Annotated in this window: 20 protein-coding genes and 2 pseudogenes; 6 read left to right on the top strand and 16 right to left on the bottom strand. The window is 67.1% G+C overall.

Features of this window, described 5'->3' with window-relative positions; genetic code table 11:
- The first annotated feature begins 106 nt into the window (after window positions 1-106).
- Complete coding sequence (locus tag ACW173_RS14810) at window positions 107-943, top strand: hypothetical protein (RefSeq protein WP_492080759.1); 837 nt, start codon at window positions 107-109, stop codon at window positions 941-943.
- 3 nt (window positions 944-946) lie between these two features.
- On the opposite strand, the gene ACW173_RS14805 is transcribed toward ACW173_RS14810, so the two are convergent.
- From ACW173_RS14805 to ACW173_RS14755, 11 genes are all read right to left on the bottom strand, one after another.
- Complete coding sequence (locus tag ACW173_RS14805) at window positions 947-2,404, bottom strand: GH1 family beta-glucosidase (protein ID WP_492080758.1); 1,458 nt, start codon at window positions 2,402-2,404, stop codon at window positions 947-949.
- Window positions 2,405-2,505: 101 nt separating this feature from the next.
- Window positions 2,506-4,665, bottom strand: coding sequence for a putative bifunctional diguanylate cyclase/phosphodiesterase (locus ACW173_RS14800; RefSeq protein WP_492080757.1), 2,160 nt, complete (start codon window positions 4,663-4,665; stop codon window positions 2,506-2,508).
- A gap of 76 nt (window positions 4,666-4,741) precedes the next feature.
- Window positions 4,742-5,842 carry a M48 family metallopeptidase gene (locus ACW173_RS14795; protein ID WP_492080756.1) on the bottom strand — a complete coding sequence of 367 codons (1,101 nt, stop codon included), beginning with the start codon at window positions 5,840-5,842 and terminating at the stop codon, window positions 4,742-4,744.
- 7 nt (window positions 5,843-5,849) lie between these two features.
- Window positions 5,850-6,938, bottom strand: coding sequence for a YjgN family protein (locus ACW173_RS14790; RefSeq protein ID WP_492080755.1), 1,089 nt, complete (start codon window positions 6,936-6,938; stop codon window positions 5,850-5,852).
- 96 nt (window positions 6,939-7,034) lie between these two features.
- Window positions 7,035-9,704, bottom strand: a complete 2,670-nt coding sequence (gene metH, locus ACW173_RS14785) for a methionine synthase (protein ID WP_492080754.1) — start codon at window positions 9,702-9,704, stop codon at window positions 7,035-7,037.
- Window positions 9,705-9,863: 159 nt separating this feature from the next.
- Window positions 9,864-10,940, bottom strand: a complete 1,077-nt coding sequence (locus ACW173_RS14780) for a homocysteine S-methyltransferase family protein (RefSeq protein ID WP_492080753.1) — start codon at window positions 10,938-10,940, stop codon at window positions 9,864-9,866.
- Window positions 10,937-11,815: a CAU/MBL1b family subclass B3 metallo-beta-lactamase gene (blaCAU, locus tag ACW173_RS14775; RefSeq protein WP_492080751.1), complete on the bottom strand. Its 879-nt coding sequence runs from the start codon at window positions 11,813-11,815 to the stop codon at window positions 10,937-10,939. The genes ACW173_RS14780 and blaCAU overlap by 4 nt, the downstream gene beginning before the upstream one ends.
- Entirely contained in the window at window positions 11,812-12,756 is a 945-nt protein-coding gene (gene metF / locus ACW173_RS14770) for a methylenetetrahydrofolate reductase [NAD(P)H] (RefSeq protein ID WP_492080750.1), read from the bottom strand. The genes blaCAU and metF overlap by 4 nt, the downstream gene beginning before the upstream one ends.
- Window positions 12,753-13,730, bottom strand: a complete 978-nt coding sequence (locus ACW173_RS14765; RefSeq protein ID WP_492080749.1) for an ArsR/SmtB family transcription factor — start codon at window positions 13,728-13,730, stop codon at window positions 12,753-12,755. The genes metF and ACW173_RS14765 overlap by 4 nt, the downstream gene beginning before the upstream one ends.
- A 96-nt stretch (window positions 13,731-13,826) precedes the next feature.
- The gene (locus ACW173_RS14760; RefSeq protein WP_492080748.1) at window positions 13,827-14,201 is read right to left on the bottom strand and encodes a VOC family protein; all 375 of its coding nucleotides are present in this window, start codon (window positions 14,199-14,201) and stop codon (window positions 13,827-13,829) included.
- Window positions 14,202-14,233: 32 nt separating this feature from the next.
- The gene (locus ACW173_RS14755) at window positions 14,234-15,106 is read right to left on the bottom strand and encodes a LysR family transcriptional regulator (RefSeq protein ID WP_492080747.1); all 873 of its coding nucleotides are present in this window, start codon (window positions 15,104-15,106) and stop codon (window positions 14,234-14,236) included.
- 72 nt (window positions 15,107-15,178) lie between these two features.
- Here ACW173_RS14755 and ACW173_RS14750 point away from each other — a divergent pair, with 72 nt between their 5' ends.
- A complete protein-coding gene (locus tag ACW173_RS14750) occupies window positions 15,179-15,613 on the top strand; it encodes a nuclear transport factor 2 family protein (protein ID WP_492080746.1) in 435 nt (144 codons plus the stop codon).
- Here ACW173_RS14750 and ACW173_RS14745 read toward each other — a convergent pair.
- A complete protein-coding gene (locus ACW173_RS14745; RefSeq protein ID WP_492080745.1) occupies window positions 15,595-15,864 on the bottom strand; it encodes a winged helix-turn-helix transcriptional regulator in 270 nt (89 codons plus the stop codon). The genes ACW173_RS14750 and ACW173_RS14745 overlap by 19 nt on opposite strands.
- A gap of 115 nt (window positions 15,865-15,979) precedes the next feature.
- On the opposite strand from ACW173_RS14745, the pseudogene ACW173_RS14740 reads away from it, so the two are divergent.
- Window positions 15,980-16,267, top strand: a pseudogene (locus ACW173_RS14740) (carboxymuconolactone decarboxylase family protein); the annotation flags it as partial.
- A pseudogene (locus ACW173_RS14735) lies at window positions 16,263-16,522 on the top strand (carboxymuconolactone decarboxylase family protein); the annotation flags it as partial. The pseudogenes ACW173_RS14740 and ACW173_RS14735, both read left to right, overlap by 5 nt.
- 3 nt (window positions 16,523-16,525) lie before the next feature.
- Here ACW173_RS14735 and ACW173_RS14730 read toward each other — a convergent pair.
- Window positions 16,526-17,485, bottom strand: coding sequence for a 2-hydroxyacid dehydrogenase (locus ACW173_RS14730; RefSeq protein WP_492080744.1), 960 nt, complete (start codon window positions 17,483-17,485; stop codon window positions 16,526-16,528).
- Window positions 17,486-17,728: 243 nt separating this feature from the next.
- On the opposite strand from ACW173_RS14730, the gene ACW173_RS14725 reads away from it, so the two are divergent.
- Window positions 17,729-18,148, top strand: coding sequence for a hypothetical protein (locus ACW173_RS14725; protein ID WP_492080743.1), 420 nt, complete (start codon window positions 17,729-17,731; stop codon window positions 18,146-18,148).
- A gap of 37 nt (window positions 18,149-18,185) precedes the next feature.
- Here ACW173_RS14725 and ACW173_RS14720 read toward each other — a convergent pair whose 3' ends face one another.
- Entirely contained in the window at window positions 18,186-21,800 is a 3,615-nt protein-coding gene (locus tag ACW173_RS14720; RefSeq protein ID WP_492080741.1) for a hypothetical protein, read from the bottom strand.
- Between the two features lie 152 nt (window positions 21,801-21,952).
- Entirely contained in the window at window positions 21,953-23,620 is a 1,668-nt protein-coding gene (gene ettA / locus ACW173_RS14715; protein ID WP_492080740.1) for an energy-dependent translational throttle protein EttA, read from the bottom strand.
- A gap of 241 nt (window positions 23,621-23,861) precedes the next feature.
- On the opposite strand from ettA, the gene ACW173_RS14710 reads away from it, so the two are divergent.
- Window positions 23,862-26,168: a TonB-dependent receptor gene (locus tag ACW173_RS14710; RefSeq protein WP_492080739.1), complete on the top strand. Its 2,307-nt coding sequence runs from the start codon at window positions 23,862-23,864 to the stop codon at window positions 26,166-26,168.
- A 66-nt stretch (window positions 26,169-26,234) separates the two neighbouring features.
- Here ACW173_RS14710 and ACW173_RS14705 read toward each other — a convergent pair whose 3' ends face one another.
- Window positions 26,235-26,387 carry a hypothetical protein gene (locus tag ACW173_RS14705; protein ID WP_492080738.1) on the bottom strand — a complete coding sequence of 51 codons (153 nt, stop codon included), beginning with the start codon at window positions 26,385-26,387 and terminating at the stop codon, window positions 26,235-26,237.
- Window positions 26,388-26,434: the final 47 nt, after the last annotated feature.

Below are 26,434 nucleotides of genomic sequence, written 5' to 3'. Positions count from 1 at the left end.
CGACCGTTATGGCCCCGCTTGATCCCGATTGGCCACGCTACGGTCCCAATCGGGTCAGAAATGCTCTAGTGACTCGCTAAGTTATCCTGAAAGGACCTCCGCCCGCATGGCGAACGCCCTCTTCCTCGCTCTCGCGCTCCTTGCCCAGGACGGCCCAATGGGTGGTCAAGGGCCGGCCACCCAAGGTCCCAATTCTCCGCCGGCCGACGAGTACGGCTATGTCGCCTGGTGCTACGGCGCCCTTGGCGGTTACGCCAATCTATACGACCGCGTGATGCCCGAGGTGACGCGGATCGAGAAGGCGTTCCCAGGTCCCGACGGCGTGGCCGCTTCGCTGAAGACCTATCCGGAACTGCGCGCCCAGGCCCAGAAGGACCTCAAGACCTTCTCCTCGGCGATCACAGCGGCCGAGAAGGCCAGCCCGCGTCCGATCTCGGAATATGGCGGCTCGCAGGTGAAGCGCGGCGCGGCCATCTGGCAGGGCGCCGACACCGTAGACAAGGCGCGCCTGGCCCAGATGTGGATGAGCTGGAGCCCGCCCGGCGACTGCGAGAAGCGCGCCAAGACCCTGGAGATGAAGTCCAGCATCCTGGGCAAGGCCCTGAACTACAACGCGGCCACGGCGCGGACGCCAACGCCCGCGCCGGAAACTCCCGCGACTCAGCCGGTCGCCGAGGCCGCCCCGCCGCCGCCCGCGCCGGAACCGGTCGCCCAGGCGCCGGTCGCCAAGGCCAAGCCGTCTCCGGCCCCCGCCAAGGCTGCTCCGGTGAAGACGGCGAAGACCGAGACCAAGCCCGCTCCCGCCAAGCCGGCGGCCAAGGCGTTGCCGCCGATCGGCGGCAACGAGGTTATCGTCGACCCGGTCAACCCCGTCCCCTGCGCCGGCAGCCTGGTCCCCGCCAAGCGCGGCGGCCGCGACGTGCTGATCTGCAAGGCGGACTAAGGCCTAGGCGGCCGGTAGCGCTCCGCTGCTGGCCAGCGCCTTGAACCACGCATACGACGCCTTCGGCGTGCGGACCCCGGTCACGCGGTCCATCGCCACCAGGCCGAACTTCGAGGTGTAGCCCAGGTCCCACTCGAAATTGTCGATCAGGGTCCACTCGAAATAGCCGCGCACGTCGCAGCCGGCCTCGCGCGCGGCCAGCACCGCCTCGAGGTGGCGGCGCAGATAGGCGATGCGGAAGTCGTCCTTTAGGATCCCCGGCCCGTTCCCGAATGGGTCCGAGCAGCCGTTCTCCGTCACCATCATCCTGGGCGCGCCATACTCGCGGCGAACGCGGTCCAGCACCTCAAGCAGGCCCGACGGGTCGATGTGGCGGCCGAAGGCGTCCAGCTCCGCGCCCTTGGGCGGATTGGCCGGCGCGATCTTGCTGGGCGAATTGAGGTCCAGCCGCACATAGGCCGGCGCGTAGTAATTCACCCCCAGGAAATCGAGCGGCTGCTGGATGGTCTTCAGGTCGCCCTCCTGCACGACGCCCTTCAGGAAGTCGTCCATCTCCTTGGGGTAGGTCCCGCGAAACAGGGGATCCAGCCAGGCCTTGTTCCACAGCGCATCCAGGCCGTCCGAGGCAAGGCGGTTCCAGACCGCCAGCGGTCCACCCGCTGGCCGACAAGGCTGCAGCGCCATGGTCGTGCCGACGTTCAGGCCACTCGCCCCCGCCCGCAGCGCCTGGATGGCCAGGCCCTGGCCGAGGTTCATGTGGTGGACGACCTTACCCAGCAGGTTGATGTCCTTCAGCCCCGGCGCGTGCTCGCCCAGCACGTGGCCGAAGACGGCGTGCACGGCCGCCTCGTTGAGGATGATGTAGTGCTTCAGCCGGTCGCCCAGCGTGTCGACCACCGCATGGGCGTAGTCGGCGAAGCGTAGCGCCGTATCGCGCGCCGCCCAGCCGCCCTTGGCCTGCAAGCCCTGTGGCAGGTCCCAATGAAACAGGGTCGCATAGGGCGTGATCCCCTTGGCCAGCAGGGCGTCGACCAGCTTCGAATAGTGATCCAGCCCGGCCGGGTTCACCACCCCTTCGCCGCTGGGCAGGATCCGCGACCAGCTGATCGAGAAGCGATAGGCCCCGAGCCCGGCTCCGGCGATCAGGTCGACATCGTCCTGGAAGCGGCGATAGCTGTCGGTGGCCACGGTCGCGTCCGAGCCGTCCTTCACATGGCCCGGGATCTTCTCGAACACGTCCCAGACGCTGGGGCCGCGCCCGTCGGCTGCCTGCGAGCCCTCGGTCTGGAAGGCGGCGGTGGCCACGCCCCACACGAAGTCCTTGGGAAACCGCCGGCTCCTGGGCTTCAGGTCGGTCTCGACCGCCCCTTCGCAACCCGAAAGCCCAATGGCCGCTCCGCCCAAAGCCCCTCCAAGTGCGAGCGCACCCAAAGCCCGGCGGCTGACGCCTGACCGTTCCATCGTCCCCTCCCGTCTTATCGTTGGGAGGAGGATGCTTCATTCAAAGAACATCGTCATCCCGCGACTTGTTCGCGGGACATAAAGCGTGGGATGACGACTGATTAACGCACCATCTCCCGGGCGCCGGCGATGGCGTCGGCCGGCATGGGGCGACCCAGCAAGAAGCCTTGGAACTCGGTGACGCCCAGCTTGATCAAGGCCTCGAACTGTCCCTCGGTCTCGACGCCCTCGGCCGTGGTCTTCAGGCCCAGCGACTTGGCCAGGCTGACGATCGCCGAGGCCACGGCCAGGCTCTCGCTGTTGCCCGGCAGGCTGGAGACGAACGAGCGGTCGATCTTCAGCTTGTCGATCGGATGGCGGCGCAGATAGGCCAACGAGGCATAGCCGGTGCCGAAGTCGTCCAGGGCCAGACGGAAGCCCAGTCGCTTCATGCGGCGCAAGGCCTCGTGGACGCCGTCGCTGTCCTTCAACAGAGCCGTCTCGGTGATCTCCAGCATGAAGACGTCGGCGCGGGCGCCGGTCTCGGCCAGGGTGGCGACCATCTCGTCGACGAAACCAGGGCTCGACAGTTGGATGGCGGAGACGTTGACCGACACCTCCAGGCCCGACCAACGCAGGCTGTCGTAGCAGGCGCGGCGGAACACGGCGGCGCCGATCTGGCCGATCAGGCCACAGGCCTCGGCCAGCGGAATGAAGATGGCGGGTGAGATGTCGCCGCGCTCGGAGTGGTTCCAGCGGGCCAGGGCCTCGACCCCGACCATGACGCCGCGCGCGTCGGTCAGGGGCTGATAGGCCACGGTCAGGGCTTCGCTCTCGATCGCCGCGCGCAAGTCGCGCTCCAGGCCCTTCCGCAGGCGTAGGGCCGAGTCCATCTCGGGCTCGAAGAAGCAGAAGCGGCCGCGGCCGGCTTCCTTGGCGCGGTACAGGGCGACGTCGGCCTGGCGCAACAATTCGGCCTGGCCCTGATCGCCATCCGAAACCACCGCCACGCCCACCGAGCACGACAACTCGGCGCGGCCGATCGACAGGTCGATCTCGCCCGACAGGCCCTCGACCACGCGCTGAGCCAGGGTGGCCACGCCGGAGGGATTGGTGTCGGGCTGGATGATCGCGAACTCGTCGCCGCCCAGGCGGCATATGGTGTCGGTCTCGCGGCAGATCTGCTTCAGACGGCGGGCGACCTCGCGGATCAACTGGTCGCCAGCGTCGTGGCCGTAGTTATCGTTGACCTCCTTGAACCGGTCCAGGTCGATACACAGTACGCCCAGGTAGCCGGGCTTGCGGCGGAGCAGGGCGTGGGCATGGACCAGGCGGTCGGTGAACAGGGTGCGGTTGGCGAGGCCCGTCAGCGGATCGTGCAGCGACAGGTGCTTGGCCTCGGCCTCGCTCAGCAGCAGCTTCTTGGCCGCGCGGCGGGTGATGCGAAACAGCAGGATCGAACCGATCACCGCGGCCAGGATGGCGGTGGCCAGCATGGGCGTCGCCGACTTCAAGAGTTCCGCGCCCGGCTGGCGGGGGGTCCAACGCAGGACGATGCGGCGTCCGTCAGCCGACTTGCCCAGCATCGCCTGGCCATCGATGGTGTGGACCTGGTCCGGCTTGATGATCTCGATATGGGCGTCGTGCAGCAAGAAGCGGTCCGAAAAGGTCTTGATCACACTGGCCGCCACCGGGATGCCGGTCACCACCAGCGGCGCTTCGGGGCCACGCGTCTTGGCCTTCAGGTCCGGGCGGACCAGCGAGACGGTGATCAGCACCGGCTCCTCTCCGATCAGCTCCACGCGGCTTCTGTGCACGGCGCGCAACTCGGCGACCTTCTTGGGATCGGTCTCGATCTTGCGGATCGCGGCGACCAGCGGCGCGGTGGCCTCGGCATAGCGGGCATAGGTCTCGGGCGCGACGTCCTTGCCGTTGACGTGGCCGTAGAGCGGCCGATCCTGCGCGTCCAGCACGTAGACGACCTTGTAACCCAGGGCCCCGCCCAGTGACGCGCCGATGTTCTGGCTGGCCCAGGCCTGGTCGAACTGATTGTCCAGCTTGATGACCGCCTCGTCCCAGATGACGTAGGGATTGAGGGCGGTCTGCACTTCCTTGCCGCGCTGGCGCAGGCCATTGCCCACCAGGGTTTGCTCGTACTGGCGCTCGCGGACATCGGCGTGGCGAGTGGCGACCGTCAGGGCCACACCGGCGAGCAGGATCATGCCCACCGCCATGCCGGCGATCAGGCCAAAGATCTTCAGCTCGATGTTCCTACGGTCCATCCCACTCCCCTCGGGAAGCGGCATCGTCTCTTCGAACGGTTGCGGAAATCCTTATCCGACCAGTCCCGTGGGCAATTTATCGCACGACGTTACGCGATTTGGGTTTTGGCGCGTCAGCGACTCGGCACACGCGATCCAGGACGGCCCAATCGCGGTCCGACATCGCCGGTTGACCGGGCTGGATCGCCCGCCTGGCCTTCTCGGCGCGACCGGCGGTCTCGGGGTGGGTCTGGAACCACTCGGCGGCCCGGCGGAGGCGCGGGTCGTCCCCGCGATTGGCCAGGCGGCCAAAGAAATCGGCCATTCCGCGCGTCGAAATTCTCCGCGCGTGGAGGATCTCGATGGCCCGGTCGTCGGCCTCGGCCTCCAGCGTGCGGCTGAAGCGGTGGTCCGCGAAGCCGCCTGCCAGGACGACCAGCTGCTGCCCCGCCCCGCTGCCGCCGCCGACCACGGCGTCCAGCAGCAGACCCGCGCCCATCGAGCGCCAGGCGGCCTGCATGACATGACGGCGCTCGACGTGGGCGATCTCGTGCGCGAGCACGGCGGCGAGCTCGTCGGGTCCCCTCGCCTGCTCGATCAGCGGGCCGGTGACCAGGATCGTGCCGCCCGGCAGCGCGAAGGCGTTGACGAACGGCGCCCGCACGGCCCGCACGCGGATCGGGAACGGTGAATTGGCCGCCTTGCCCAGTCGCTCGCCCAGATCGCTCAGCAGCCTGGCCGACTCCGTGTCCGCCTTGCAGGGCCGGAACGGCACCGTCAGTTGCTTTTCCATGTTCGCGCCGAAGCGGGCTTCAAGTTCCGGCGGGGTGTGTTGAGCCAGGGGCCGCGCGGCCAGCGGGATGCCGACGAACACCGCCGCCGCCACAGTCAGACCCGCGCCGGCCAGGCCGCCGACCAGAATCCACTCCCGGCCCCGCCCGCGTCGGCGAATGTCGGCATGGGAGCGGCCGGCCAGAGCACGCCAGGCCCGCGCCTCGACGATCAGCCGGGCGTCGTCGTCGCCGTGCGAGAGGCTGTAGCGACCATCCGACCGCAAGGTCTCGCGCACCGCGTCCAGAGGCCAGTTCAGGCCGACCGACGCATCCTCGACCGCCCGCGCGACGACGCGGCTGTCGTCCAGCACGATCGTGACCCGCCAGGGCCGCGCCGTGCGGCCGTCGTGCAGCTGCCCCTCCACGTCCGCCTCAGAAGGGCGAGACGTCGAAGGCGTCGGCCAGGCCCTCGCCCGTCTTGGGTCCGCGCGGCGCCTGGTGGGCGTCCGACAGCGGGGCCAGGCCGGCGCTGGACAGGCGCTGGATCAGGAACCTGGCCGACCGCGCCATGGCGACCGGCTGCAGGAAACCCAGGCTGAACAGGACGATCAGCAGATTGGTCAGGGTCAGGCCCAGCAGCGCCCCGGCCTTGATGTCCAAGGCCAGGCACGCGCCGCCGACGTGGATCGAGGCCGCGATCTCGCGCAGCACGGCGGCGTGATAGGCGGCCGAGGCGATTACCAGAACCAGGGCGTAGACGAAGGCCATGCCGTAGATCTGCAGGATGAAGGTGACGCTGGGCGCGCCTCCGGCCGCCTGAATCCGCGTCGAGAACATCGCGATGGCCGCGCCGATCATGGCGAAATAGCCGACCATGCCGACGACCCAGGCGATGGCGAAGGGACCATAAAGGTTCTGGCTGTTGGCGCGCTTCCAGGTGAAGCGCTGGTCGCCATAGGACATCTGGCCCCAGATGCGCTCGGACAGCCGCATGGTCATGGCCGGGCTGAACCAGCCCAGGGTGACGCCGCTCAGCAGGGCGTAGCCCAGATAGGTCCAGCCGTACTGGCCGGCCTTGCCCCTCAGGTGAAAGCGCACGCCGCGCCAGGTCGTGCGGCTGGCCATGTAGCGATAGGTCATGAAGATCGCCATGCCGATCAGCACGATGGCGGCGATGTAGACCGGGATCAGCAGCAGGGTGAACAGCGGGCTGACGAACTGGATGGCCAGGATCAGCGCCAGGTAAGGCACGCCCAGGAACAGCGTCGCCAGCAGGAAGCCCAGGAACAGCTCCTTGCCCCTGCCGGTATATTCGAACGGCTCGCCAATGAGGGTGACGTGCGACCACACCCGGCGGCGCACCTCGGTCTTGCCCCAGAAGCGGTAGAGCGTCAGCGTGACGATGTTGAGCAGGCCGTTCTTCAGGCTGAGGCCGATGAAGGCCTTGGGCTCGATCGTCTGGCCGAAGGTCAGTGTCTCGCCCGAAACCGGCGTCGACACGGGCGTGGCTGCACCGTCCATGAAACTCCTCGAAAAGCGCCCCGTCCGCGCGGGATGCGGACGGAGGCGAGCCTCGTGGGATTTCGTGACAAGGTCAACCTTAGATGGCGACCAGCCTCACGCCGCCGCGTCGCGCGCCTTGGCCGTTGGATCGTAGTTGAGGATCGGCGACAGCCAACGCTCTGCCTTGGCCAAGTCCCAACCCTTGCGGCGGGCATAGTCCTCGACCTGGTCGGCGTCGATCTTGCCGACGCCGAAATAGTGCGCGCGCGGGTGGCTGAAATAGAGGCCCGAGACCGCCGCGCCAGGTGTCATGGCGTAGCTCTCGGTCAGCTTCAGGCCGGTGGCGGCTTCCGCGTCCAGCAACTGGAACAGCGTGCCCTTTTCGGTGTGGTCGGGCTGGGCCGGATAGCCGGGCGCCGGGCGGATGCCCTGGTATTTCTCGGCGATCATCACGTCGGTGTCGGCCGCCTCTTCGGGCGCGTAGCCCCACAGCTCGACCCGGGCCTTGTAGTGCAGCCACTCGGCGAAGGCCTCGGCCAGGCGGTCGGCCAGGGCCGAGGCCATGATGGCGCTGTAGTCGTCGCCGGCGTCCTTGAATGTCTTGACGATCTCGTCCTCGCCGTGACCGGCGGTGACGGCGAAGCCGCCGACATAGTCGCCGCCCTGGCCGACCGGCGCGACGAAGTCCGACAGCGCGACGTTCTGCTTGCCCTCGCCCTTGTCCATCTGCTGGCGCAGGGTGAACAGGCGCGACAGCTCGGTCGTGCGGGTTTCATCCGCGTACAGAACGATGTCGTCGCCGTCGGCCTGGGCCGGCCAGAAGCCGATCACGCCCTTGGCCCCGAACCATTTCTCGGCCACGACCTTGTCGAGCATCTCGCGAGCTTCGCGATAGAGATCTGTCGCGGCCTGGCCGACCACGTCGTCCTCCAGGATCTGCGGGAAGCGGCCGATCAGCTCCCAACTGGCGAAGAACGGCGACCAGTCGATGAACGGGACCAGCTCGTCCAGGCTGGGCTCGAAGGTGCGCGCGCCGATGAAGGCCGGCTTGGGCGGGACATAGCCGTCCCAGTCGATGGCGAACTTCTTCTTGCGGGCGTCATTGATGCTGGTGCGCGCCTTGGCCGTCTGGCCGCGCGCGTACTGTTCGCGGATCCGGACATATTCGGCTCGCGTCTCGGCTTGGAGACGATCGCGCTCGGTCGGTGACAGGAGCCCCGAGACCACGCCCACCGCCCGGCTGGCGTCCAGCACATAGGTGGTCGAGCCCTTGTGATAGGCCGGCTCGATCTTGACCGCCGTGTGAGTGCGGCTGGTGGTGGCGCCGCCGATCAGCAGCGGGATGGTGAAGCCCTGGCGCTCCATCTCGGCGGCCACGAACACCATCTCGTCCAGAGACGGAGTGATCAGGCCCGACAGGCCGATCATGTCGACGTTGTGCTTCCTGGCCTCGTCGAGGATGCGATCGGCCGGGACCATGACGCCCAGGTCGATGACCTCGTAGTTGTTACACTGCAGCACGACGCCGACGATGTTCTTGCCGATGTCGTGGACGTCGCCCTTGACCGTGGCCATCAGGATGCGGCCGGCCTGTTCTCGAGGCTTGCCGGCCTTCTCGGCCTCCATGAACGGCTCCAGCCAGGCCACGGCCTGCTTCATCACGCGGGCCGATTTCACGACCTGCGGCAGGAACATCTTGCCCGAGCCGAACAGGTCGCCGACCACGTTCATGCCGTCCATCAGGTGGCCTTCGATGACATGCAGCGGCCGCTCGACCGACAGGCGCGCCTCTTCGGTGTCCTCGTTGATATATTCGGTGATGCCGTGGACCAGGGCGTGGGTGATGCGTTCGTTCACCGTGCCCTTGCGCCATTCCAGGTTAGCGGTCTGGACTTGGCCCTTCTCGCCCTTGTAGCGCGGCGCCATGTCGACCAGGCGCTCGGTATTGGAGACATTGGTGCGCTGCGGGCGGTTGAGGATCACGTCCTCGACCGCCTCGCGCAGCTCCGGGTCCAGGGCGTCATAGACCGGCAGGTCACCGGCGTTGACGATGCCCATGTCCATGCCGGCGTTGATGGCGTGGTACAAGAACACCGAGTGGATCGCCCGGCGCACCGGCTCGTTGCCGCGGAAGCTGAACGACACGTTCGACACCCCGCCCGAGATCCGGGCGTAGGGGCAGCGCTTCTTGATCTCCCGCGTGCCCTCGATGAAGTCGACGGCGTAGTTGTCGTGCTCCTCGATCCCGGTCGCCACGGCGAAGATGTTGGGGTCGAAGATGATGTCTTCCGGCGGGAAGCCCACCTTGTCGACCAGGATGCGATAGGCCTTCTCGCAGATCTCGATCTTGCGGGCGGCGGTGTCGGCCTGGCCGACCTCGTCGAAGGCCATCACCACCACGGCGGCGCCGTAGCGCAGGCACAGCCTGGCCTGCTCGATGAACTTCTCCTCGCCTTCCTTCATCGAGATCGAATTGACGATCGCCTTGCCCTGGACGCACTTGAGGCCCGCCTCGATCACTTCCCACTTGGAGCTGTCGATCATCACCGGCACGCGGGCGATGTCCGGCTCGGCGGCCATCAGGTTCAGGTAGGTGGTCATCGCCTGCTTGGAGTCGAGCAGGCCCTCGTCCATGTTGACGTCGATGACCTGGGCCCCGGCTTCGACCTGCTGGCGCGCGACCGACAGGGCGGCCGGATAGTCGCCCTCGACGATCAGCTTCTTGAACTTGGCCGAGCCGGTGACGTTGGTGCGCTCACCGATGTTGACGAAGACGGGTCTCATAATCAGGTCTCGCGCCCCTCCCCTTGATGGGGAGGGGTTGGGGTGGGGTGACGCGGCGGTCGATCCCGACTGCGGCGCTCAATTCTGAAACGCTGTCACCCCCATCCCTGCCCTTCCCCCATCAAAGGGGGAAGGAAAAGAACGGAGGCCGCGAAGGTCTTACGCCAACTCGAACGGCTCGAGGCCCGCCAGGCGCATGGCCTTGGGACGCTCGGGGATCTGACGAGGAGTGACGCCGCGCACTTCATCGGCGACGTGGCGGATGTGGTCCGGCGTGGTGCCGCAGCAGCCGCCCAGGATGTTGACGAGGCCGTCCTTGGCCCATTCGTGCAGGGCGTGGCCGGTCTCGTGCGGCTCCTCGTCGTACTGGCCCATGGCGTTGGGCAGGCCGGCGTTGGGATAGGCCGCGACCAGGGTGTCGGCGATGCGGGCCATCTCGGCGATGTGCGGGCGCATCAGATCCGCGCCCAGGGCGCAGTTGAAGCCCACCGCGAACGGCTTGCAGTGCTTGACGCTGTTCCAGAACGCCTCGGCCGTCTGGCCCGACAGGGTGCGGCCCGAGCGGTCGGTGATGGTGCCGCTGATCCAGATCGGCAGCTCCTCGTGGCCCTCGTCGCGCAGGTCGAGGATGGCCTTGATGGCGGCCTTGCAGTTGAGGGTGTCGGTGATCGTCTCGATCAGGAAGAGGTCGACGCCGCCCTTGTACAGCGCGTCCACCTGCTGGCGGTACGCCGCGTACACCTGGTCGAAGGTCACCTTGCGCGCGCCCGGATCGTTCACGTCCGACGACATCGACAGCATGACGTTCAGCGGCCCGATCGAGCCGGCGATGAACTTCGGCGCTGCGGGGTTCTCGGCGTTCCAGCGGTCGGCCACAGAGCGGCCAATCCTGGCGCCCTCGAAATTGATGTCCCAGACGTCCTGCTCGCCCAGGTGATAGTCGGCCTGGGCGATGGTGGTGCCCGAGAAGGTGTTGGTCTCGGAGATGTCGGCGCCGGCGGCGAAATAGGCGTCGTGCAGCTCGGCGACGAGATCCGGCCGGGTCAGGCACAGGATGTCGTTGTTGCCCTTCATCTGGCCGTTGTAGTCGGCGAAACGATCGGCGCGGTAGTCGGCCTCGGACAGGCCCTTCTTCTGGAACATCACGCCCCAGGAGCCGTCGAGGATCAGGATCTTCTGCTTGGCGGCGGCCTTGAGGGCGGCCACCCGATTGGCGCGGATGGAAAGGTCGGTCATCGCTTGGCTCCCGGATTGGCGGCCTGCTGGCGCGCCAGTTCCTGGTTGAACCGGGTCTCGTAGCCATCGACGAAACGGCCAAGTTCGGTGGGATCGACAAAGGCGTTCGGGTCGCCGCGCAACAGCTTCTGACGCTTGGCCAGCAGGTCGCCCTGCTCCTCGTGGCTGGGCAGCATGACGTCGGTCGGTATGGCCCGCATGGCCGCGAAGCTGGCGCGATAGTCGGCGACGATCGAACGGTGGGTCTTGTTGCCGACCAGGTGATTGCCGGCCACCGACAGCGAGCACGGGAAGGTCACGTTCAGCGGCCGGCCCTTCTCGGTCACCTGGGTGGTCCAGGTGGTGCAGCCGATCGTGTGGCCCGGCGTGAGGTGGGCGACCAGGGTGGTCTCGCCGACCTTCAGCCTCGTCCCGTCGCCGAAGCGCTTGTCGACCTTGACCGCCGGGAAGGGCGTCAGGCCATTGTCATTGTCGCCGAAGTGCTGGCCCTTCTCCAGGGCCGGCTCGTCCGGGCGCGAAGCCCAGACCTTGGCGGTCGGGATGTCGGCCTTCAGTTGGGCCAGGCCGCCAGCGTGGTCGAAGTGGGCGTGACTGTTGATCAGCACCTTCACGTCGGCCAGCTGGAAGCCCAGCTGCTGGATGCCGCGCTCGATCAGCTTGCCGCCTTCGGCCGACGGACCGCCGTCCAGCAGGATGTGGCCCTCCGACGAGGTGATCAGCCAGGCCGACAGGCCTTCGGAGCCGACGTAGTAGATGTTGCCGACCACGCGATATGGCTTGATCGGCTTGACCCAGTTGCTGTTGTCGTCGGCCTGCGCGGCCGGGGCCGTCATCGCCGCCAGGGCGAAGGCCAGGGAGATCAGAACACGCTTCATGCCGCGGCCTCCGCTGGAGCCGGGACCGTCTCGCGCACGCCCAGCACACGGCAGATGGCGTAGACCAGATCGGCCCGGTTCAGGGTGTAGAAGTGAAAGTCCTCGAAGCCCTGTTCCTGCAACTTGGCGCACATCTCGGTGGCGACCGAGCAGGCGATCAGGCGGCGGGTCTCGGCGTCGTCGTCCAGGCCTTCGAACAGGTTGGCCAGCCAGCCCGGGATCGCCGTGCCGCAGGCGGCCGACATCTTCTTCAGGCCGTTGAAGTTGGTGACCGGCATGATGCCTGGCACGATCGGGATGGTGATCCCAGCGGCGCGGACCTTGTCCACGTAGCGCAGGAAGGCGTCCAGGTCGAAGAAGAACTGGCTGATGCCCAGCGTCGCGCCGGCGTCGACCTTCTGCTTCAGAACGTCGATGTCGTGCTCTAGCGACGGGCTCTCCGGATGCTTCTCCGGATAGACGCCGACCAGCACCTCGAACGGCGCCACGCCCCGGATAGCCTTGGTCAGCTCGGTGGCGTTGGCGTAGCCGTCGGCGCGCGGCGCATAGACCCCGCCGATGCCGCCCTCGCCCGGAGGCGGATCACCGCGCAGCGAGACGATGTGGCGAACCCCCGTCTCCCAGTACTCGCGGATCACCTCGTCCACCTCCTCGCGGCTGGCGCCGACGCAGGTCAGGTGGGCGGCGGGCTTGAGGCTGGTCTCGTCCAGGATGCGCTTGACCGTCCGGTGCGTGCGTTCACGCGTCGAGCCACCGGCCCCATAGGTCACCGAGACGAAGGCCGGATCCAGCGGCGCCAGGCGGGTGATCGCCTGCCACAGGCTCTCCTCCATCGCCGGGGTCTTGGGCGGGAAGAACTCGAACGAGACGCGCGGACGATAGGTGCGCTCGCCGGCGCGGGCGACGGGACCGATCACGCGGCGGGTGGGCGGAAGGGTCATGCGGCATTCCTTGCGGCAGCGGCCAGACCTGGACGGCGAGCCGTCCAGATCTTCACGGTCAGGCCCTCGGCCGTGGCCGGCGGCAGGGCGATATTGCTTTCCAGCTGCAGGCCGGCGGCCTGCAGCCAGGTGACGATCTCGACGTCATCGAAACCCAGGCGGCGGTGCTGGTGGACCTCGCGCAGGAATTCGTGGTCGTGCGGGGCGAAGTCGGCGATCAGCAACAAGCCGCCGGGCGTCACTAGCCGCGCGGCCTCGGCCACGGCGTTGGCGGGATCCGACAGGTAGTGCAGCACCTGATGCACGGTCACCAGGTCGGCGCAGCCGCCCGGCAGGCCGGTGCGGAAGATGTCGCCGTGGCGCAGCTCGCACTGGACCAGCCCCGCCTTGGTCACCTCGTCGCGGGCGATGTTCAGCATCTGCTGGGACAGGTCCAGGCCCAGGGCGTTGCTGGCGCGCTTGCCCAGCAGGGTCAGCATGCGGCCCGCGCCCGCGCCCAGGTCGACCAGCTCGTCGAACGGCCCCTCCCCGGTCGCGCGCAGGATCGCGGCCTCGACCTCGGCCTCGTCGACATACAGCGAGCGGATCTCGTTCCAACGGGCGGCGTTGCGGGCGAAGTAGGCCTGGGCGTCGGTCGAGCGCTCGGCGCGGACGGCGGCCAGCTTGTCGGCGTCCAGGCGCACGACGGTATCGGTGTCGTCGATCAGGTCCAGAGCCTGTTCGACCAGGAAGCGCCCCGCCGACTTGGCGGCCAGGCGGTAGAACACCCAGGCGCCATCCGGGAACCGCTCGACCAGGCCCGCCTCGGCCAGCAGCTTCAGATGCCGCGACACGCGCGGCTGGCTCTGGTCGAGGATGCGGCACAGCTCCAGCACCGACAGCTCCTCGGCCGCCAGCAGGGCCAGAAGTCGCAGTCGCGTGGACTCGCCGGCGGCGCGCAGCACCTCGACGACCTGTTCGGCGGATAGCTTCATAGGGACATAAAGATATCTTTATGTCCGATTTGGCAAGAGGATTTGCAGGCGCGCCCGCGAAAGTGTGAGCGGTTTCGCGACGAGGCGCGCGAAAGATTATGCCCCAGCTTCGGCTTTCGCGGGCTGCCAGAGCTCAATCTTGACCCCCGCGGGATCCAGAAGCCAGGCGAAACGGCCCATGCCGCCCTCGTCCTGCTGGCCTAGCGGCTCGACGCCCTCGGCGGCGGCCTTGGCCAGCATGCCATCAATATCATCGACGATGAAATTGATCATGAACGGCGCGACCGACGGCGCGAAGTACTGGGTGTCCGCGGCGAACGGCGACCAGTTTGCCGTGCTCTTAGGCTGCTTGAAGATCGCCCCGCCCCACGAATGGATGTCGAAGCCCAGCACTCGCGCGTACCAGTCGCGCACGGCCCGCGGATCCTCGGCCTTGAAGAAGATTCCACCCAGACCCAATACCTTGGCCATCGCCTGCTCCCTTGTTCCCGCCGCACTCTACCTCAGCGAACAACGGCTTCCACCTGTTCCCGCAGCCAGGCGGAGGCGGCGTCCGCGTCGAGCTGTGGCGGGTGCATGATCCACTGCTGGTCGTGTTCCTGCGGCGCCGGCAGGTCGACGCCGCGCACGCCCAGCGGCGCGCCCAGGGCCGCGACCATCCGCGATGGCAGCACCGCCACGTGACCGCCGCGCGCCACCAGTTGCAAGGCCAACAGGTAGTGCGGCACGACGACGGCGATGCGACGCACGCGCCCCTCTCCGGCCAGCCACCGGTCCACCGGATCCTGCGCCGCCCCCGCCGCGATCACCGCCACATGATTTAGGGCCAGCAGGTCGCCGGACGGCGGCTCGCCCGCGAAGGCCAGGATGTCGTGATCCTGATAGAGCGGCCGCATCCGATAGTCCGGAAAGGCGTCGATCTCGGTGGTGACCACCAGGTCCAGGTCGCGCGGCTGCTCGGCCTGGCGCCGCCACGGCAGCAGGTCCAGTCGGCAGCCCGGCGCGTCTCTGGCCAGGCGCGCCAGCAGCTCGGGCAGGATCACCGCCGCCACGACGTCCGGGATCACCACCCGGAACACCCGGTCGGCCGTCGCCGGATCGAAACCGGCAGGGGCGTAGAGGTCCTCGGCCATTCGCAGCAGAGCCGCCAGCGGCGCGCGCAAGGCCTCGGCGCGCGGCGTTGGCCGCATGCGGGCGCCCACCCGCACCAGCAGCGGATCGTCGAACGCCTCGCGCAGCCGGCCCAGTGTCCGGCTCACCGCCGGCTGCGACAGGCCCAGCCGCTCACCGGCCACGGTCAGGTTCTCGGTGTCGAGGATGGCGTCGGCGGCGACCAGCAGGTCGAGCTTGCCGCGCAAATCATGCGCATCACGCATCATATATATCCAAACTATGCAGTTCACGCATAGCGTAGCTGACCTCATCCTGGGGCTCAAAGGAGATCCGCCATGAGCGCTCAAGAGAACAAGGAAACCATTCGCCGCATCTACGCCGCCCTTGAGGCGGGCGACAGGAGCGTGTTCGGCGACAGCGTCCACCCGGACTACGTCTGGCGCTTCCCGGGCCATTCGGATTGGTCGCGCCACTTCGAGGGCCAGGAGACGATCCGTCGCGACCTGCTGGCGCCGCTGTTCAACCTGTTCGCCGACACCTACACCGCTCGCGCCATCAACCTGATCGCCGAGGGCGACCAGATCGTCGCCGAGGTGCGCGGTAGCGTGCTGACCAAGGCCGGTCAGCGCTACGACAACGAGTACTGCTTCATCTTCCGCTTCCGCGACGGGAAGATCGCCGAGGTCGTCGAATACTGCGACACCGACCTGGAAGTGCGGGTGCTCGGGTCGTACGACGACGCCCTGGCGGCCTATCGCGCCAGGGCCTGAGCCCAGGCCTCGGACCAGGCCATCAGCGGCCAGAGGGCCGCGATCAGCTCGGCTCCGCGCGGGCTCAAACGATAGCCGCCCTCCGCCTCTACGATGTCGGCGGCGCGCAGTTCGGACAGGCGGGTGTTCAGCGTGCCGGGCGGCAGCTCGGCCGCGGCCTGCAAGGCGCGGAAGGTCAGCACCCGCCCCTCGCGCAGTTCCCAGACGATCCGCAGCGCCCCGCGCCGGCCCAGCAAGTCCAGCGCCGCCATGATCGGCTTGCCAGTCTCCGAGCCCCGCACGACGCGCCCGGGAAGTGGCGCTTCATTTTTTGTAGCGTCGTCGGAATTTTCCATGTTACAAATTTTGTAGCATGGAGGACCGCTGATGTCGCCGAGGATCGCCCCCGCTCACGCGCCCTATCCACCAGGCGTCGCCCGGACGCTGGAGCAGTTGAAGACGCCCGGCGACCAGCCGCTGTCGCTGTTCCGCACCCTGGCCCGCGACGAGCGGCTGTTCGCGCGCTTCACCGGCGGCGGCCTGCTCGATCCGGGACACCTGCCCCTGCGCGAGCGGGAGATCGTCATCCATCGGACCTGCGCCCTCAACGGCTGCGGCTACGAGTGGGGCGTGCACGCGGCGATCTTCGCGGGCCCCGCCGGCCTCGACACCGAACAGCTGGCCGCCACCGTCGCGCCAGGGATCGCGCCCTGCTGGACCCCGCGCGAGGCCCTGTTGATCGCCTTCTGCGACGCGGTCCACACAAGCACCGACATCGACGACGCCTTGTGGGCGCGGTTGGCGCGGGCCTTCAGCGAAGAAGCCCGGATCGAGCTGATGATGCTGGCCGGCTTCTATCGAACGGTCAGCCTGTTGGCGAACGGCCTGCGACTGGAGCCGGAAGGCTTCGCGACGGCGTTTCCGAGATAGCCCTCAGGCCGCGACGGGCGTGGCCAGGGGCTCGCCGTGGAAGTAGCGGCGCAGGTTCTCCAGGGTCAGACTGACCATGGCCGGGATGCTGTCCAGCGTCGCGCCGGCCGTGTGCGGCGTCAGCACCGTGTGCGGCACGCCCACCCAGCGCGCGGGCGAGGTCGGCTCCTGCGCGTAGACGTCAAGGGCCGCCATACCGAGCGTTCCGGCCTTCAGCGCCTCGATCAGGGCGTCCTCGTCGACCAACGCGCCGCGCGCGACATTGACAATCAGGCCCTGCGGACCGACCGCCTCGATAACGGCCTTGTTGATCAGGTGGTGGTTCGACGCGTCCGAGCGCGAACAGACCACCAGTATGTCGCTGTCGCGGGCCAGGGCCAGCAGGCTGTCGGCGCGCGGAAGGTCCGTGTCCTTGGGACGCGGCCCCCACCAGGCCACCTTCATCTCGAAGGCCCGAAGGCGCGTGGCCACAGCCTCGCCGATATAGCCCAGGCCGACGATGCCGACCTTTCGGCCGCGCAGACCGTGGCGCGGCGCCATGCGTTCGGCGTGGGTCCAATGGCCCGAGCGCAGGCGATGGTCGCCCTCGACAATGCCGCGCCAGGCGGCCAGGACGAGGCCCACCGCATGGTCGGCGACGTCCGCGGCGTTCAGGCCGGTCGAGTGGGTCACGGCGACGCCATGCGCCTTGCACCACGGCACGTCGACGCCGTCATAGCCGACACTGACACAGGCGATCAGGCCCAGCTGGTTCATCTCCGACAGCATGTCGCGCGACAGCGCGAACTCGCCAGCGTGGACGATGGCCCGCACCCGCCGCCCGGGTCCCTCGAGGAAGGCCATGGGATCCGGATAGTCCCACAGCCGGTGCACCTGATAGGCGCTCTCCAGCAGCGGCTGCAGCGGCATCAGCATTTCGTGCGACAGCAGGATGTGGGGCTTGTCGGCGGGCGTTTGCGGCATGCGTGTCTCCTTGGCGGGACAATCGTCTTTGTGGACCAGGCTACTCCTCCGGGAGCGCTTATCCAGAGCTAAGCAGGAGATGGGTGGATCGCCAGCCCCTGCCCGACGATTGGAAACATCCCGCCAAGAACCCGGCCAAAGCGTGACGGTTCCCGCCAGGCACGGTCTAGCTGTGAACAACCTTGGCTCCAGCGGGTTTTGCTAGCGGCGCCAAAATGGCGCTTCCAGGCCTGGAGAAACCCTATGTTGACCAAGACGCTTGCCGCCGCCGCGGCGCTTTCGCTGCTGGTCGCCGGCGGCGAGGCCTTCGCCGCCCAGAAAAAGGCGTCGGCCGCCATGGCCGGCCCCAAGCAGCCGATCCCCTACTCGCAGCTCGACGCCTATGCGAAAGCGTCGCCGAAGATGCGCGCGAGCAAGGATTGGTGGGCCGGCTCGGCTTCGACGGGTATGTCGACCGACACCGCCGCGACCGCCCCGGCGACAGCCAGCGATCCGGCGACGACCGCAGCGCCGGACACCGCGGTGAACCCCGCGCCCGACGCGGCGCCGCCCAGCATGCCCGTGACGCCGCCGTTCAACGCCACGCCGCAGACCGGCGACCCGACCCTGCCGAACCAGCCGGTTCCGGGCGGCCCGGTCGCGCCGCCGGTGACGCCAAAGTAGGTTTGTCGATCCGGGACGGCCTGGCCGTCCCGGTTTCTCAGGCGCCGCCGAAGATGAAGTCGGCCTTGTAATAGCCCTTGGCCGGATCGAGGATGTCGATGGCGAACGGCGCCGAGCCGTCCGCCAGGTCGGTCAGCCAGGCGTCGTTGGAGCGCACCATGACGCCCAGGTCGGCCTTCTGCGCCTCGGCCAGCAGCCAGCCGACCATGGCGGCCTTCGTCCCGATGCCGTTAGCGCCGTCGCCGCCATAGGTCGCGAAGTAATCGGCACGGGTATCGATCATGGCGTGGATCTTCGCGTCGGTAGGCGCGGCGCCGAAGATGGTCTTGTAGGCCTCGCGCGTGGCGTCGACGAACGACAGCGCGCCGTACTTGGCCAGGAATGCGTCCTTGCCCTCGCCCAGCTTGCCCAGATTGACCGCGAAGTTGATGTAGCGGTTCTCAAGATTGAACGACTGGTAGTAGGCGCTGTTGAGGTTGTTGGCGTTGGGGCCGGTCGGCGAGACGAGGTAATCGACGCCGGCCTGTCCCGGAATTTTACCCGTGAAGAACTCGTAGGCCAGGGTCGCGACCGAGGTCGTGGCGCCAGCCTTCGTCACCAGTTCTGATACCGCCTCGGTCGCGGTCAGAGCGCCACTGCTCAGCCGATTGGAGAGATCCGTCGCCGTCGCCGACGTTCCTTCCTGGCGCAGGATGTTGCCGACCACGAACGTCATGCCGTCGCCCAGGGCCACGGTCTTGTCGTAGTACTGGATGAATTCGACGTTTTTCACCAAGTCGACGCCGTCGTAGATCGAGCCCGACCCCAGTTGACTGGGCGCCACATAGGGTCGCTTGTCCGCCATCTGCCAGCCGTTCGGAGTCCAGGTCACCGCGTAGTCGGAGCTGAAGCCCCGCATGATCACCGTATCGACGCCCCCGCCGCCGTCGATGACGTCGTCGCCGTTCCAGCCGGTGAACTTGTTGTCATCAACATTGCCGGTCAGTTTGTCGGCGAACTGCCAACCGTCCAGATTCTCGACGTTCTTGATAGTCAGAGTGAAGCCCGCGCCGATCTGCTGCTCGGTGGTGACGCTCAGGTTGATGCTGACGCCGAAACCAACGTAGGTCACCCAAACCGTGTCGAGGCCCTCGCCGCCGTCGATATAGTCGTTGCCCATTTCGCGGTCCGTTGTCTCGGACTGGTGGCTGATCCTGTCGTCGCCGGCCTCGCCGTAGATGAAATCGTCGCCGGAGCCGCCGACCATGTTGTCGTTACCGGCGCCGCCGTAGAGGATGTCATTGCCAGCGTCCCCGCCGATGCCGTCATCTCCGCCGCGCCCGTACAGCGTGTCATTGCCGTCGTAGCCGCTGAGGCTGTTCGAGCCGCCGTCGCCATACAGTATGTCGTCGTACGCGCTCCCCAGCAGCGACTCGATCGACACGAATGTGTCCCTGCCCTCGCCGATGTTCTGCGGGCTGGAGACCGCCAGGTCGATGCGCACCCCCTGGGACGACTGGAGGAATTGGGCCCAGTCACGGCCGTCGCCGCCGTCGAAAGTGTCGTTGCCCCCACTGCTCCAGAGGAAGTCGTCGCCACCGGCGCCGCGAAGGATGTCGTTGCCCGACGTGCCGTACAAATTGTCGTCGGCGGCGGTGCCCAGGACTACGTTCGGCGCAGGCTCGACGATCACGACCAGCTTGTCGGTGAACTTCAGCTGCTCGACGTCCTTGAGGGTGTCCGTTCCTTCGGGCGAGCCCGTGCGCAGGTCCTTGACCGTCCAGGAACTGTCGGCGCCCTGGGTCCAGCTGAAATCGGTCGACGCGCCATTGAACTGGACCGTGTCGGTTCCCGCGCCACCGTCGATGATGTCGTTGGCGCTGGTTGCGAACAGGGTGTCGTTACCGTTGGACCCGTTGATGATATTCGTCACCGGCGGGACGGGGAGCTGGATCACCGTGTCGCTGAACTTCAGCCGTTCGATGTTCTTCAGAATGTCGACGCCGTCGACGCCCCCGCTCACGTCGCGGACGGTCCAGGACCCGTCGGACCCTTGCGCCCAGGTGTAGTCGGAGGAAACGCCCAGATACTCCGCCGTGTCGGCTCCAGCGCCGCCGTCGAGGGTGTCATTTCCGCCTCCGCCGCGCAGGGTGTTGGCGTTTGTGTCACCCGTCAGAGTGTCGCCGAAAGTCGAGCCGATGACGGCTTCGACATTCAGCAATTGGTCGCCGCCCGCGCCGGTCTGGCTGACGAGGGACACCGTGACGGCCGAGCCGTATCCGGAATAATCCACCGTGTCGAACCCGGCGCCGCCGTCGAAGATATCCCCGGCCCGGCCGCTGACGAAACGGTCGTCGCCCAGGCCGCCGTTCACGGAAACCGAGCTCTCGAACGAGGTGATGACATCCGCGCCAGCGCCGGCGTCAACGGTCAGCAGCTCGGCCTGCGTCGCCAGCGAAAGGGTGTCGGCGAATTCGCTGCCACGCAGATAGACCAGTTTCTCAATGCTATTGATCGTGCCACCGGCGTAGGTGGACGTCTGGCCGCTCGCGATACCGGCGGTGCTGAATACCTGTCCAACCGTCGCGCCGCCCAGCGACAGGCGCAGGGCATCGACGCCCGAGCCGCCATCGACGTCGTCGCCATAGCCGGCGTACAGCATGTCGTTGCCGCCAAAGCCCGCCAGCACGTCGTGTTCACGACCCATGTCGTCCTGGATGGTGGTGCTATTGGGATCGCGGTTTGCCGAAAACAGGTTATCGACGCCCGCATCGCCGCTGATCTTGTCGGCGCCGTCGCCGCCCGCGATCGACGAGCCGGACGCCGAGGCGGTGATGTCGTCGTCGCCCGCCTCGCCATAGACCCAGCCGCCATAGTAGCTGCCTTGGATGACGATCAAATCGTTGCCGGCGCCGCCGAACGTCAGGCCATGGGAATAGATCTTGTCGTTGCCGTCGCCGCCATAGGCTTCGCCGAACGTATTCGTGTTCGTATAGAGCGTGTCGTCGCCGGCCCCGCCGTCGACCCGCTGCAAGTATTGGCTGTTGCGACCGTCGACGATGTCATTGCCGTCGCCGCCGTACAGAACGCCCGTGTAGTAGCCGGCGACCAGCTTATCGTTTCCGCCCATGCCGAACACGGCGGTGAAATCGCTATAGCCGTTGCTGCTGCCGCCGACGTTGATGTCGTCGTCGTAGTTGCTGCCCTCGACCCAGCTGACGTTCTCGATATCCGTGATCGTGCCGCCACCGATCACCTGTGTCTTCAGCCGGAAGTCGGCGACGACGCCCGACGTCGCCCCCATGAAGCTAATGTACAGGTAGTCGCCGTAAGAACCGTTGTCCCCGCCATCCACGTTGTCGCCATAGCCGGCGAAGAGGCGATCACTGCCAAGACCGCCGTTCAGCGTGTCGCGCTCCGTTCCGGTGTCCAGCACCGGCGGGGTCCAGGGGTTGTTGTAGTACGGTATGTTGAACGGCGGAGATTCCTCGCCGCTGTACAGCCTGTCCTCGCCATCGCCCCCATTTAGCGTGTCCATGCCGGCGCCGCCGACCAGGAGGTCGCTGCCGCCGCCGCCGCTCAAAGCGTCGTTGCCGCCATTACCGACCAGGGTGTCGGTTTCACTCCCTCCGGTGAACAGATCATCGCCGGAAGTCCCGTTGAAGTTCGGCATCGCTAGCCCCATCACCAAGGGCTACACGCGCACGCCCCTTTTTCGGGGCTAGCATCCCATCCTGGGGGAGCGCAACTCTAGATTAAGCGTGAAAACGCCCGCAAACCTGAGGTTCACGGGCGCTTGGCCGCAACGGGTTCGATCGCCCGCCCTTACCGCGCGAACTTCTGGAACTTGATGCGCTTGGGGATGAGGCTGTCGGCGCCCAGGCGGCGCTTCTTGTCTTCCTCGTACATCTCGAAGTTGCCCTCGAACCATTCGACGTGGCTGTCGCCCTCGAAGGCCAGGATGTGGGTCGCCAGGCGGTCCAGGAACCAGCGATCGTGGCTGATCACCACGGCGCAGCCGGCGAACTCTTCCAGCGCCTCTTCCAGGGCCTGCAGGGTTTCGATGTCCAGGTCGTTGGTCGGTTCGTCGAGCAGCAGCAGGTTGCCGCCGGTGGCCAGGGTCTTGGCCAGGTGGACGCGGTTGCGTTCACCGCCTGACAGCAGGCCGACCTTCTTCTGCTGGTCGCCGCCCTTGAAGTTGAAGCTGCCAACGTAGGCGCGAGAGTTGATCTCGCGCTTGCCGACGATCATCACGTCGGTGCCGCCGCTGATCTCTTCCCAGATGGTCTTGTTCGGGTCGAGGGCGTCACGCGACTGGTCGACGAACGACAGCTTGACGGTCTCGCCGACCTTGACCGTGCCCTGGTCGGGCTGCTCGCGGCCGGTGATCAGCTTGAACAGGGTCGACTTGCCGGCGCCGTTCGGGCCGATGACGCCGACGATGCCGTTCGGCGGCAGGCGGAACGTCAGGTCCTTGAACAGGACCTTGTCGCCGTATTCCTTTTCCAGGCCGGTGACTTCCAGCACCAGGTTGCCCAGGCGCGGGCCGGGCGGGATCTGGATGTGGGCTTGGGTCTGCGCGGCGCGAGCGTTCTCCTGCGCGGCGACCATCTCGTCGTACGACGCCAGGCGGGCCTTGGACTTGGACTGACGGGCCTTGGGCGAGCTGCGGACCCACTCCAGTTCGCGGGTGAGCGCGCGCTGGCGGGCTTCCGATTCCGACTGCTCCTGGACGACGCGCTTCTGCTTCTGCTCCAGCCAGCCAGAGTAGTTGCCCTCGTAGGGCACGCCCTTGCCGCGGTCGAGTTCCAGGGTCCATTTGGTGACCTGATCCAGGAAGTAACGATCGTGGGTCACCAGGATGACGCAGCCCGGGAACTCTTCCAGGTGATGCTGCAGCCAGGCCACGGACTCGGCGTCCAGGTGGTTGGTCGGTTCGTCGAGCAGCAGCATGTCCGGCTTGCTGAGCAGCAGGCGGGCCAGGGCGATGCGGCGCTTTTCACCGCCCGACAGGCTTTCGATATTGGCGTCGTTGGGCGGGCAGCGCAGGGCGTCGATGGCCATCTCGACCTTGGAGTCGATGTCCCACAGGTCGCGGGCGTCGATGATCTCCTGGAGCTTGGTCATCTCCTCCATCAGCTCGTCGGTGTATTCCTCACCGAGCTGGGCCGCGAGGGCGTTGTACCTGTCGAAGATCTGCTTGTCTTCGCAGTCGGCGATGACATTGCCCCAGACGTCCAGGGTCGGGTCCAGCACCGGCTCCTGCGGAAGGTAGCCGCGCTTGACGCCGTCGGCGGCCTTGGCCTCGCCCGAGAATTCCTTGTCCAGGCCGGCCATGACCTTCAGCAGGGTCGACTTACCCGAGCCGTTGACGCCGACCACGCCGATCTTGGCGTCGGAATAGAAAGACAGCCAGATGTTCTCGAAGACCTTCTTGCCGCCGGGATAGGCCTTGGTCAGGCCCTGCATCTGGAAAATGTATTGCTGCGCCATGAGGGCTCGCGTGCTCGCTGGACGAGGGTTTCGGGGATTGGCCGCTGAAATAGCGGTCCGGGCCGCTTCGCGCAATCGTGGCGGCCCGCGAAGGGCCTTTCCAGAGGGACCGCTACCGTCATGGTTTAGTCGCGCGACTGTCGGACAGTCGACACCAATCCGTCGCCGCCCCGTCGTCGACCACTGTTAGCCGAGCTTCCCAGGTCGACGCCTCCCCGCGTCGGCAAGGGGAATAAGGCTTATGAAGAACCACCTGATGCTGGGCGCCGCCGTCAGCGCCCTCCTGTTCGCCGGCCACGCCTTCGCCGCCGAGACCGTGGCCGACGCCACCGGCGCTCCGGCCGCCGCGCCCGCCGAGACTTCGGAAGTCGACGCCGTCATCGTCATCGGCCAAGGCCAGAGCCGCCAGGTCCAGACCCTGAAGGACGACGCCATCTCCCTGGAAGCCGCTGGCACCAGCGCCCTGAAAGCCGTCGACAAGCTGCCGGGCGTCACCTTCCAGTCGGCCGACGCCTTCGGCGCTTACGAGTGGTCGACCCGCATCTCGATCCGCGGCTTCAACCAGAACCAGCTGGGCTTCACCCTGGACGGCGTGCCGCTGGGCGACATGACCTATGGCAACCACAACGGCCTGCACATCAGCCGCGCCACCGCCACCGAGAACATCGGCCGCATCGAGCTGGCCCAGGGCGCGGGCGCTCTCGGCGTCGCCTCGACCTCGAACCTGGGCGGCACGCTGCGGTTCTTCTCGCGCGACCCGCAAAGCACGATGGGCGGCGAGATCGACCTGACCGGCGGTTCGGACAGCATGCACCGCGTGTTCGGCCGCTTCGAAACCGGCGCGATCGAGCAGCTGGGCGGCCTGCGCGCCTATCTGTCGGTCGCCGACCAGAAGGCCGACAAGTGGAAGGGCGGCGGCGAGCAGAAGCAGCGCCAGTACGACCTGAAGGCCGTTATGCCGCTGGGCGACCGTGGCGAGCTGAGCGGCTTCTACCACCGCTCGGAACGCCGTGAGCAGGACTACCAGGACCTGTCGTTCGAGATGATCAGCCGCCTGGGCCGCAACTGGGACAACACCCTGCCGAACTGGGCGCTCGCGATCGCCGCTGGCCGCGCCTACAACACCGGCACGGCCCTGCCCGCGCCGTTCAAGACGGTCGACGACGCCTACTACGCCGGCGCCGGCGTGCGCGACGACGACCTGTTCGGCGCGGCCCTGAACCTGGACGTGACCGACAACGTCAAGCTGGACGTCACGGCCTATGAGCACAAGAACAAGGGCCAGGGCCTGTGGTACACGCCCTACACGCCCACCCCCGGCTTCGGCGCGGCCGGCTCGGACGCCGCTCCGCTGTCGATCCGCACGACCGAGTACGACATCGATCGCGGCGGCGTCACTGGCGGCCTGACGATCGACCTGGGCGCCCACCGCGTCACGGGCGGCGCCTGGCACGAGATCAACCACTTCAACCAGGCCCGTCGCTTCTACGGCGAAACGGCCTCAAAGCCCTCGCGCGATCCGCTGGACTTCCAAGAGAATCCGTTCTTCACCCAGTGGCAGTACCGTTTCACGACCAAGACCACGACGGCCAACATCGCGGACGAGTGGACGATCACCGACGCCTTCAAGGTCAATTTCGGCTTCAAGTCGATCAAGGTGACCAACGAGGTCACCACCGTGGTCGGCAACCCGCTGGCGGGCGCGATCGAGAGCAAGGACAACTTCCTGCCGCAGGCCGGCTTCGTCTTCAAAGCCACGCCTGACTTCGAGATCTTCGGCGGCTACACCGAGAACATGGGCGCCTACGTCTCGGCGGCCACCTCGGGTCCGTTCAGCTCGCTGAACCAGGACAACGTCAACTACGTCGCCGACAAGCTGGAGCCGGAAAGCTCCAAGACCTTCGAGCTGGGCGCCCGCTATCGCACCCAGCGCTTCCAGGGCGTGGCCGCCGTCTATCACGTGGCTTTCGACAACCGCATCCTGGCCGTCCAGCAGGGCTCGTCGATCCAGGGCAACGCCCCGGTGCTGTCGAACGTCGGCTCGGTCGAGACCAAGGGCGTCGAGCTGGCGGGCACCTACCGCGTCACCGACGCCTGGAGCCTGTACGGCGCCTACACCTACAACGACTCCAAGTACGACAACGACGTCGTCTCGCTGGACGGCAAGCTGCAGGCCCGCACCAAGGGCAAGACCGTCGTCAACACGCCCAAGAACATCTTCAAGGGCGAGCTGGCCTTCGACCAGGCCGGCTTCTTCGGCAAGCTGGGCGTCGCCTACACCGACAAGCGTTACTACACCTACGAGAACGTCGGCGGTCAGGTCCCCTCGACCACCGTCGCGGACCTGACGGTGGGCTACCGCTTCGCCGAGGACAGCTGGGGCAAGGGCTTCGAGATCCAGGCCAACGTCACCAACCTGACCGACAAGGACTACATCTCGACCATCGGTTCGGGCGGCTTCGTCAACAGCGACCCCACCGGCACGGCCCAAACGGTGCTGCCGGCGCCGCCGCGTCAGTTCTACCTGTCGCTGAAGAAGAGCTTCTAAGCGTCTTCAGGATCGAAACGACGAAGGCCGGGAGGACAACCTCCCGGCCTTTTTCGTGCTTGGCGCTCAGGCTTCCGGCTTCTTGCCGCCGAACTTGATGATGCCGAAGCACAGGGCGAAGCCGACGATGAGGCCGATCGCCATGTTGTCGATCAGCGCGCCCAGGATGATGCCGGCGATGATCCCCATGGGGCCGCCCAGGATCGCGGTCTTGTTCATCAGACGCCCCTCGTGATTCAACCCTCGCATGAACCTCGACGTGGCGG

Source organism: Caulobacter sp. ALps2 (genome assembly GCF_058681635.1).
Note: the sequence above shows the minus strand (reverse complement) of the source record. Positions and strands in the feature narration are given on the sequence as shown.